Genomic DNA, 9189 nt, shown 5'->3' with positions numbered 1-9189 from the left:
CGCAGATACAGCAGGGCCGCAGTGTCCGCGACGGAGGCAAGGCCGGCCAGCAGGATCTGGATGGCCGCGTCGTCGCCGTCCCGGTCCCCGGGTACCTGCTCGGCATCCGGGGCCGCGGCATGTTCGGCTCGACCCTTCCAGTCTTGCGCAGGTGGTGGCCTTGGCCGGCGTGGCCCCTGGTGGTGGACCGCCGGGCCGGGTCGGCATGATGAGGCCTGTAGAACATGCGTGGTCTTGTCGTCATCTGTCGGCGAGGTCATGGATGTGGGAGCGGAACAATGGAGTACTGCGATGGTGACGGCAACGACCAGTGACATCGAGCGGGCGGTGGAGGTGCTGCGCGCCGGCGGTCTGGTGGCCCTTCCGACGGAGACCGTCTACGGTCTCGGCGCGAACGCCGAGGACCCTGCCGCCGTCGCGCGCATCTTCCAGGTGAAGGGCCGGGGGGCCCCCCCCCCCCCCCCGGGGGGGGGGCCCGCTTCTTGCTCGATCGGCGTTGCAGTTCCGGCGCACTCACACCACGCGGCGAGCTTTCATTCCGGCGAAGATCGGGCCGACCTTCACGACGTCGCCGAACGTGGGTGCGTGAAGCATCTGACCGTTGCCGACGTAGATCGCCACGTGGCCGGGTCCGCCTGCCTGCCAATTGCCGAACAACAGGTCACCGGGCTGCGCCTGGTCGAGCGGGATCTCGACGCCGACGCCCCACTGCGTCTCGGAGGTCCGCGGCAGCGTCACGCCAGTTGCCGCGTGGATCGCGTACGACGTCAAGCCCGAGCAGTCGAACCCGCCCATCGACGGCCCGTTGACGTTTCCGCCGCCCCACACGTAGGGCAATCCGAGAAACTTCAGACCGGCCTCGACGACGCCGCCCACCGCAGCGGCGAGGTTGTTGTAGTCGAAGGGTGCGAGCATGAGGGCGAACGAGTCCTGCAACGATTTGATCTGGGCGACAAACGGAGCGGCGGCCGCCTGCTCGGCGGGAACGTCACCTGACTTGTCTGCCGGAACGCCGCCCGCTTCACGAACGGCGTCGGGCCCGACGTCGTATGCCGCGAGGGCGAGGTCGACGGTATCGCCCTCGACTTCACCGGACTTCTGCCAGGACTGCGCCTGCTTCACGAGATCGCACAACCGGTAGCCGGTTGTCATCACCGGATCGGCGACGCCCAGAATGTCCATCTTCCCGTCGCCGTCACCGTCTTTGCCGTAGGCAGTCCACGCCGCGGTGGTGAAGCGGCCAGGCCCGCGTCCGCCCTCAGGTGAGATGTCGGTGTCGGGTCCGTACTTGAATCCGTTCTCGACCGAGTACAGCGAGGCGATCACCGCGGGCGTGATCTCCGAGCAGAGAGCACCCGCCTTCTTGATCCACGGCGCGAACACTGCCACCGCTCCCACGGGCGCCAACGTCGCTCCCGGAAAGTTGGAAGGCACGGAAGGCACGATTCCCTCAGGTGTGTCCTGTGTTCGCGCCGGCCCGTTCCAGGCTGCAAGTGAGACTGCAGCATTCGAAGACTCGTTCTTCTCGACTTGAGCGGGCGCGCCGAGAGTTCCACTCATCACGCCCAGTGCGGTGCCGATCGACACAGCGATCGCCAGAACACCGACTGCCATCCGAACCTCCGATAAACCTCTGAAAACCCATGTACGTGGTCGTACCCGAAACTTGTCGGTGCGAACATCTACTCTTTCGAACATGCATTCGACACGGCTAAGTCTCGCGACTCCTGTAACCAATGTCTCATTTATCTCGGTGGGCGTTACGCAAATGACTACAGACGCCAAGGCTTTTCTCAGGTTCGGCGTGCAAGCTGAGTGCATGAGCGACGATCGGCCACGACCCGCCCGGGGACGCACTACGGTGTATCGACCCGTTCGCCTCGCCCTCGCAGCCACGGCTGTGGCGGGAGCACTCGCAAGCGGCGGACTTTCTCTCGTTTCTTCTCCTACGGCCACGGCGCTCGCGCCGGACACCTCGGCTTCTCACACCAAGAATCCCGTAGCGAAGCGGCCCGTCGTGGTCGCCGGATTCGGAACCCCGGACGCCGTCTCCAACGGTTCGTGAGCACTCCGCGCTCGGCGTCCGAGTGGCTCACCTGGGGTGTGCAGGCTCGGGTCGTCGTCACCGACCCTGAAGTCCTACCCTCCGCGGCCAGCCTGGTTCGCGGGTACCTCACCGCTGCCGACGCCGCCACCAATCGAGATCGTGCCGACTCCGAGATTCGGACCTACGTCAGCGCCGCAAGCAACGTCGAAGGCGTCGCCGTCACACCCATGTTCGCGCACTTTCTCGAGGACGCGTTGGCTGTCGCACGATTGACCGACGGGAAACTCACGCCTACAGCCGGCTCGGCAGACCCTCACTCCTGGTGGAAGATTCGCGTCGAGAACAACCGTGTGTACAGCCCGGACGACGTCGTTCTCGATCTGTCCGCGACTGCCCGCGCCAGTTCGGCGGACCACTGCGCGGCCTCCACTGCCACGCTTCTCGGGTGCGGAGTGCTGGTCGGCCTCGGCGGCGACATCGCCGTTGCCGGCGCGGCGCCGGAAGACGGCTGGCAGATTCAGGTTCAAGACCTACCGGGGGATCCGACGTGCCAGGTAGCTCTCCCGTCCGACTGCGGCATCGCCACGGCCAGCACCGTCAAACCATTGCATCGCGAATCGACGGCGACGCCGATGTGGCGGACGGTGTCAGTGATTGCATCTTCGTGCGCCCAGGCCGCCGCACTGAGTCGTGTTGCGGTCGGTATGGGCGGTTCGGCCATCGACTGGCTACATCAACTCGACGTACCCGCCAGGCTGGTCGACCAGGAGTTCCGCGTGACGGTTCTGGGCGGCTGGCCTGACGAGTAACACGCGTCAGTTCTGCAGGCGTACTGCGTAGCCGGCGCGGTCGAAGGCCGTCAGAAGTTCCGCCTTGTTGTCCGGACCACGCGTCTCGACGGTGAGGAAGACCTCCACTTCGTCGAGTGCAAGTTCGCCACCGGTACGGGAGTGGATGACGTCGACCACGCTGGCACCATTTGCCCGAACCACTTCGAGCAGCGAGACCAGCGCACCCGGCCGATCGTCGATGGTGATGTGAACGCCGAGGAACCGTCCGGCTGCCCGCAGTCCGTGTGAGATGACGTGCGTGAGTAGCAGCGGATCGATGTTGCCGCCGGACAGCACAGCGCATACCGGCCCGGTCAGGCCCAATTCCTCCGGCGAGCATGTCATCAACGCCGCAACGGCCGCGACGCCTGCCGGTTCGACAATCAATTTGGCGCGTTCGAGGCACAGCAGCAGCGCTTTGGACAGCGCTTCCTCGCTGACCGTGACCACCGCGTCAACGTGTGCGGCAACCTCGGCGAACGGAACTTCGCCAGGGCAGCCCACGGCGATGCCGTCCGCCATCGTCGACATCGACGCCAAGGCCGTCGGCTTCCCGGCCGCCAACGACGCCGGCCAGGCGGCCGCAGTTTCGGCCTGCACTCCGACGATGCGCACCTGCGGGCGTACAGCTTTGACTGCTGCAGCCACTCCGGCGATCAATCCACCGCCGCCAGTGGGAACGAGAATCGTGCCTACCTCGGGGAGTTGCTCGAGGATTTCCAGGCCCACAGTCCCCTGCCCCGCCACGACGTCCTCGTGGTCGAACGGGTGGACCAGAACTGCTCCGGTTCGGTCCGCGAATTCGCGAGCGGCCACGAGCGCTTCGTCGACAGTCGAACCGTGCAGGTGGACCTGAGCCCCATATGCCTTGGTGGCCACCAACTTCGGCAGCGGCGCACCCGTCGGCATGAAGACGGTCGACTTGATTCCCAATTCTGTTGCAGACCAGGCAACTCCCTGCGCATGGTTACCGGCACTGGCCGCCACCACGCCCGCTGCCCGTTCCTCTGCGGAAAGATTGGCAATGCGGTTGTACGCACCGCGCGGTTTGAAAGAGCCGGTGCGCTGCAGGTTTTCACATTTCAAGCTCACGGCGAAGCCGGTGGTTTCGGACAACACTCGCGAGGCCACGACCGGGGTGCGTCGCATGACCGGGGCCAGCAGTTGCTGTGCAGCCTTTATCTGTTCGAGATTCACGCATGCCTCCAGAAAGTGCGCCTCCACACCCTCGTGAGGTGTGAAGGCGCACTGCAGATTCGAAGTCGAATTACCGTAGAGCGACGATCAGGACAGCGCTTGCTCGATGTCGCCGACCAGATCGGAGGCGTCTTCGATGCCGACCGACAGGCGAACCAGATCGTCGGGAACCTCGAGCGCGGAACCGGCCGTCGAGGCGTGAGTCATCGCACCGGGGAACTCGATGAGGGATTCGACTCCGCCGAGAGATTCTGCCAGCGTGAAGATCTCGGTGCGCGAGCACAGGTCGAGAGCTGCCGCCTTGCCACCCTTGAGACGCACGGAGATCATGCCGCCGAAGCGTCGCATCTGCTTGGCCGCGACCTTGTGCGACGGGTGCGAAGCCAGGCCGGGATAAATGACGCTGGCAACAGCGGGGTGACCGTCGAGCAATTCGACGACCTTCTCCGCATTGTCGCTGTGACGCTCCATGCGCAGCGCCAGAGTCTTGATTCCGCGCAACGTCAAGAACGCGTCGAACGGGCCGGGAACGCCGCCCGATCCGTTCTGCAGGAACGCGAAGGCCGCGTCCAGTTCCTCGTCGTTGCAGACGAGAGCGCCACCGACCACGTCGGAGTGTCCACCGATGTACTTGGTCGTGGAGTGCAGCGCGATGTCGGCACCGAGCTGCAACGGCTGCTGCAGGTACGGCGACGCGAAGGTGTTGTCCACCACGATCTTTGCGTTGCCCTCGTGGGCGACCTCGGTGAGCAGCTCGATGTCACCGATGTTGAGCAGCGGGTTCGTGGGGGTCTCGACCCAGACCAGCTTGGTGTTGGACTTCATCGCCGCGCGCACCGCATCGACGTCGGACACCGGAGCCGGGGTGTACTCGATCCCCCACTGCGTGAAGACCTTGTCGATGAGACGGAAGGTTCCGCCGTACGCGTCGTCGGGGATGACCAAGTGATCGCCGGGTCGAAGTACCGAACGGAGCAGGCAGTCGGTGGCCGCCATTCCCGAACTGAACGCTCGACCGTAGGTTCCGGATTCGAGCGCGGCGAGGTTCGCCTCGAGTGGGCGACGGGTGGGGTTACCCGTTCGCGCGTACTCGAAGCCACTGCGCATTCCACCGACGCCGTCTTGGGCGAAGGTGGAACTCGCGTAGATCGGCACGTTGACCGCACCGGTCAGCGGATCGGGTTCGTAACCCGCATGCACCGCTTTCGTGGAGAAACCCTGCCAGCTGATGTTGTCGGCCTTGCTGCGTTGCTCACTCATGGTCCCCAGCCTAATGGCGCCGGTGCCGGCGCAGGAATCCGAACTCAGGAATCCGAACTCAGGAAACCCAGGAGATCGTGGCGCGTGATGACACCGACCGGCTTGCCGTCGTCGACCACCATGAGTGCGTCGGTGTCACCGAGCGCCTTCGTGGCAGCCGAAACCGGCTCGCCGGATCCGATGAGCGGGAACGGCTTGCTCATGTGCTTCTCGACGGAATCCGCAAGGTGCGCACGGCCTTCGAATACCGCGCTCAGCAGATCTCGCTCGGACACACTTCCGGCGACCTCGCCTGCCATGACCGGCGGTTCCGCACCGACGACGGGCATCTGGGACACGCCGTACTCGCGCAGGATCTCGATCGCGTCGCGCAGGGTCTCCGACGGGTGGGTGTGAACGAGGTCCGGCAGCTCGCCCGACTTGCCGCGCAGCACGTCGCCGACAGTGGGAACGTTCGTCTTGCCGTCGAGTGGGGTGCGCAGGAATCCGTACGACGCCATCCACTGATCGTTGAAGATCTTGGACAGGTAGCCGCGGCCACCATCCGGGAGGAGGACGACGATCAGGGCGTCTGGGCCCTCGCGCTTGGCTACTTCGAGGGCAGCGACGACCGCCATACCGCAGGAACCGCCGACCAGCAGTCCCTCTTCACGGGCGAGGCGACGTGTCATCTCGAAGGAATCGGCGTCCGAGACGGCGATGATCTCGTCCGGGATGGACGGGTCGTATGCGGTCGGCCAGAAGTCTTCGCCGACGCCTTCGACGAGGTACGGGCGACCGGTGCCGCCGGAGTAGACGGAGCCTTCGGGGTCTGCGCCGATCACCTTGACCTTGCCGCCCGAAACTTCCTTGAGGTAGCGGCCGGTGCCGGTGATGGTTCCGCCGGTGCCGACGCCCGCGACGAAGTGCGTGATCTTGCCGTCGGTGTCAGCCCAGATCTCGGGACCGGTGGTCTCGTAGTGGCTCTCCGGTCCACCCGGGTTGGAGTACTGGTTGGGCTTCCAGGCGCCGGGGATCTCACGGGTGAGGCGGTCGGAGACGCTGTAGTAGCTGTTCGGGTTGTCCGGCGCGACGGCCGTGGGGCACACGACCACCTCGGCGCCGTAGGCACGCAGGACGTTGCGCTTGTCTTCGCTGACCTTGTCGGGGCAGACGAAAACGCACTTGTATCCACGCTTTTGCGCCACGAGCGCCAAGCCGATTCCGGTGTTGCCCGAAGTCGGTTCGACGATGGTGCCGCCCGGCTTCAGTTCACCCGAAGCCTCGGCTGCGTCGATCATCTTGACGGCGATGCGGTCCTTGGAGCTACCGCCCGGGTTGAGGTACTCGACCTTGGCTGCCACCGTGCCGAAGTTTTCGCCCGTGACGGACGTGAGCTTGACGAGTGGGGTGTTGCCGATGAGGTCGACGACGTGTTCCGCGATGCGCATTCGTCCATGTTCCCAGATAGAAGAAAACGGTGCGCGCGGACGTCGGGCGAAGGCGGTGCAATCCGGCTAGATTGGCAAGTGTGAGTCGAACCGGACTGAAAGCGTCGGTGGCCACGGTGGTGGCCGGATCGAGTGCAGGCACGCTCTCCTGGTTGGGCTACAACTATCTGATGTCGCAGGCAGGTGCGGCGCGTGGGGTGATCGGTCGCAATATCGCCAAGCCACCCGAGGCGGACGGCGTGTACGCGCCCGGCGCCGACAACCCGGAACTCTGGTGGCGGGCCGTGCCCTTCGATCTCCACTTGATGATCTTCGGCGATTCGTCTGCGGCCGGCGTCGGCGCGCTGACGGCGTCGGAAGTTCCGGGTGTGCAGGTCGCGAAGCAGCTCGCGAGTGAAACCGGGAAACGAATCCGCTTGAGCACCAAGGCCATCGGCGGCGCCACCTCACGCGGGTTGAGCGGGCAGGTCGACGCCATGTTCGTCGCCGGCCCTCCCCCGGACGCTGCGGTGATCCTGATCGGCGCCAACGACGTCACTGCCAAGAACGCAATTCACGCGTCGGCGAAACGCCTCGGCGACGCGGTACGACGCTTACGCGAGAGCGGCGCCGTCGTTGTTGTCGGCACCTGCCCAGATCTGGGGGTGGTCACGGCAATCCCGCAACCGCTGCGCTCCGTGGTGCGTGAATGGGGTCATCGTCTGGCGCTCGCCCAGGCGGCCGCGACCCGAAACGCGGGGGGTCATCCCGTTCCACTAGCTGACCTGCTGGCCAAGGAATTCCTGGCCTCGCCCGACACGATGTTCTCGGCCGACCGTTTCCACCCGTCCGCGGCCGGATACGAACTCGCGGCGAAGCAGATCGTCCCGGTTCTCGCGTCGGCGCTGGGCGAGTGGCAGGGTGGCCCGCTACCCGAACTCCCCCACGTCTCGGAGGCGGCGCAAGCTCGCACCGTCGCGGCCCGACTGACGGCGGCGGCAACCCAATGGAAAGCTTTCGCGCGACGCACCAAACCTGCAGGTCAGCGCCACGACGTCAACTGAGTGAGACTGCGTGACCACCATCTGGGAGTGGCAACGTAAATTGTAAGTCGAAGCTGCATTCAACTTGCCCTGCTCGACGGCGTTTCAAGCCGGCCCCGAGCAGTACACAAAAGGAGTTTTCATGCCCGAGGCAGTAATCGTCTCAGCAGTACGGTCGCCCATCGGCCGCGCAATGAAGGGTTCGCTCAAGGACATCCGCCCGGATGACCTCGCGACTCAGATGGTTGCCGCCGCGTTGGCAAAGGTCCCCGAGCTCGACCCCACCGAGATCGACGACCTCATGCTCGGTTGCGGCCAGCCCGCCGGTCAGTCGGGCTTCAACATCGCCCGCGTCGTCGCCGTCCAGCTCGGCTACGACTTCCTCCCCGGTGTCACGGTCAACCGTTACTGTTCCTCCTCGCTGCAGACCACCCGCATGGCTCTGCACGCCATCCGCGCAGGCGAGGGCGACGTCTTCATCTCCGCCGGCGTCGAGTCCGTCTCCAGCTTCATCACGGGCAACGCCGACGGCCTCCCCAACACCAAGAACCCGCTCTTCGACGCAGCGCAGGCCCGTAGCGCCAAGCTCGCCGAAGGTGGAGTCGCCTGGACCGATCCTCGCGAAGAAGGCCTGATCCCCGACGTGTACCTGGGCATGGGCCAGACCGCGGAGAACGTCGCTTCCGCCACCGGCATCACCCGCGAAGACCAGGACCGCTGGGCAGTGCGCAGCCAGAACCGCGCCGAGGAAGCCATCGCTCGCGGCTTCTTCGAGCGTGAGATCACCCCCGTCACCCTCGCCGACGGCACCGTCGTCTCCAAGGACGACGGCCCCCGCGCCGGCACCACCTACGAAGGCATCAGCGGCCTCAAGCCCGTCTTCCGCCCCGACGGCACCGTCACCGCGGGCAACGCCTGCCCGCTCAACGACGGCGCAGCCGCACTGGTGATCATGTCCGACACCAAGGCAAAGGCACTCGGCCTGACCCCGCTCGCTCGCATCGTCTCCACCGGCGTTTCGGGCCTGTCGCCCGAGATCATGGGCCTCGGCCCGATTCAGGCCGTCAAGAACGCCCTGAAAATCGCCGGCAAGTCGATCTCCGACATCGACCTGTTCGAGATCAACGAGGCATTCGCCGTGCAGGTCCTCGGATCCGCTCGCGAACTGGGTATCGAAGAAGACAAGCTCAACATCTCCGGTGGCGCGATCGCACTGGGCCACCCCTTCGGTATGACCGGTGCCCGCATCACCAACACCCTGATCAACAACCTGCAGGAGCAGGACAAGACCTTCGGCGTCGAGACCATGTGTGTCGGCGGCGGACAGGGCATGGCAATGGTGATCGAGCGCCTCAGCTGATCCCCTGAGCACGTCGAAAGCGGCCGCCCGGCTTCTGCCGGGC

General features: G+C 65.5%; 9 protein-coding genes and 1 pseudogene. 6 read left to right on the top strand and 4 right to left on the bottom strand.

What is annotated here, in order from left to right:
• Both ACFWAD_RS29605 and ACFWAD_RS29600 read left to right on the top strand, forming a co-directional pair.
• A partial coding sequence (locus ACFWAD_RS29605; RefSeq protein ID WP_378550324.1) for a hypothetical protein occupies positions 1-209 on the top strand: 209 nt, incomplete at its 5' end.
• A 49-nt stretch (positions 210-258) separates the two neighbouring features.
• Positions 259-435, top strand: a pseudogene (locus tag ACFWAD_RS29600) (L-threonylcarbamoyladenylate synthase); the annotation flags it as partial.
• A 78-nt stretch (positions 436-513) separates the two neighbouring features.
• On the opposite strand, the gene ACFWAD_RS29595 reads toward ACFWAD_RS29600, so the two are convergent.
• Positions 514-1614: an NlpC/P60 family protein gene (locus ACFWAD_RS29595; protein WP_378450024.1), complete on the bottom strand. Its 1101-nt coding sequence runs from the start codon at positions 1612-1614 to the stop codon at positions 514-516.
• 205 nt (positions 1615-1819) lie between these two features.
• Here ACFWAD_RS29595 and ACFWAD_RS29590 point away from each other — a divergent pair, with 205 nt between their 5' ends.
• Together ACFWAD_RS29590 and ACFWAD_RS29585 are read left to right on the top strand one after the other, a co-directional pair.
• Positions 1820-2065 carry a hypothetical protein gene (locus ACFWAD_RS29590; RefSeq protein ID WP_153211881.1) on the top strand — a complete coding sequence of 82 codons (246 nt, stop codon included), beginning with the start codon at positions 1820-1822 and terminating at the stop codon, positions 2063-2065.
• Positions 2062-2856, top strand: a complete 795-nt coding sequence (locus tag ACFWAD_RS29585; RefSeq protein ID WP_378550321.1) for an FAD:protein FMN transferase — start codon at positions 2062-2064, stop codon at positions 2854-2856. Before ACFWAD_RS29590 ends, ACFWAD_RS29585 begins: the two co-directional genes overlap by 4 nt.
• 6 nt (positions 2857-2862) lie before the next feature.
• On the opposite strand, the gene ilvA is transcribed toward ACFWAD_RS29585, so the two are convergent.
• The 3 genes from ilvA to ACFWAD_RS29570 all read right to left on the bottom strand — a co-directional run bounded on the left by ilvA (position 2863) and on the right by ACFWAD_RS29570 (position 6764).
• A complete protein-coding gene (ilvA, locus tag ACFWAD_RS29580; RefSeq protein ID WP_223257899.1) occupies positions 2863-4026 on the bottom strand; it encodes a threonine ammonia-lyase in 1164 nt (387 codons plus the stop codon).
• A 135-nt stretch (positions 4027-4161) separates the two neighbouring features.
• The gene (locus ACFWAD_RS29575; RefSeq protein ID WP_378550318.1) at positions 4162-5334 is read right to left on the bottom strand and encodes a cystathionine gamma-synthase; all 1173 of its coding nucleotides are present in this window, start codon (positions 5332-5334) and stop codon (positions 4162-4164) included.
• Positions 5335-5378: 44 nt separating this feature from the next.
• The gene (locus ACFWAD_RS29570; protein ID WP_230814199.1) at positions 5379-6764 is read right to left on the bottom strand and encodes a cystathionine beta-synthase; all 1386 of its coding nucleotides are present in this window, start codon (positions 6762-6764) and stop codon (positions 5379-5381) included.
• An 80-nt stretch (positions 6765-6844) separates the two neighbouring features.
• On the opposite strand from ACFWAD_RS29570, the gene ACFWAD_RS29565 reads away from it, so the two are divergent.
• Together ACFWAD_RS29565 and ACFWAD_RS29560 are read left to right on the top strand one after the other, a co-directional pair.
• Positions 6845-7807 carry an SGNH/GDSL hydrolase family protein gene (locus tag ACFWAD_RS29565; protein ID WP_378450101.1) on the top strand — a complete coding sequence of 321 codons (963 nt, stop codon included), beginning with the start codon at positions 6845-6847 and terminating at the stop codon, positions 7805-7807.
• Between the two features lie 121 nt (positions 7808-7928).
• Positions 7929-9146 (top strand): acetyl-CoA C-acetyltransferase, encoded by a 1218-nt coding sequence (locus tag ACFWAD_RS29560; protein WP_277377443.1) that lies wholly within the window; start codon positions 7929-7931, stop codon positions 9144-9146.
• The last annotated feature ends 43 nt before the right edge of the window (positions 9147-9189 follow it).

It is taken from the genome of Rhodococcus sp. NPDC059969, assembly GCF_042738325.1.
Taxonomy (GTDB): domain Bacteria; phylum Actinomycetota; class Actinomycetes; order Mycobacteriales; family Mycobacteriaceae; genus Rhodococcus_F.
This window is presented reverse-complemented; position numbering and strand designations above follow the sequence as displayed.

What these genes read in the sequence shown, in the direction of transcription:
- ACFWAD_RS29560 (WP_277377443.1), top strand. Translation starts at nt 7,929, where the DNA reads ATGCCCGAGGCAGTAATCGTCTCAGCAGTACGGTCGCCCATCGGCCGC.
- ACFWAD_RS29575 (WP_378550318.1), bottom strand. Translation starts at nt 5,334, where the DNA reads ATGAGTGAGCAACGCAGCAAGGCCGACAACATCAGCTGGCAGGGTTTC.
- ilvA (WP_223257899.1), bottom strand. Translation starts at nt 4,026, where the DNA reads ATGCGACGCACCCCGGTCGTGGCCTCGCGAGTGTTGTCCGAAACCACC.
- ACFWAD_RS29570 (WP_230814199.1), bottom strand. Translation starts at nt 6,764, where the DNA reads ATGCGCATCGCGGAACACGTCGTCGACCTCATCGGCAACACCCCACTC.
- ACFWAD_RS29595 (WP_378450024.1), bottom strand. Translation starts at nt 1,614, where the DNA reads ATGGCAGTCGGTGTTCTGGCGATCGCTGTGTCGATCGGCACCGCACTG.
- ACFWAD_RS29590 (WP_153211881.1), top strand. Translation starts at nt 1,820, where the DNA reads ATGAGCGACGATCGGCCACGACCCGCCCGGGGACGCACTACGGTGTAT.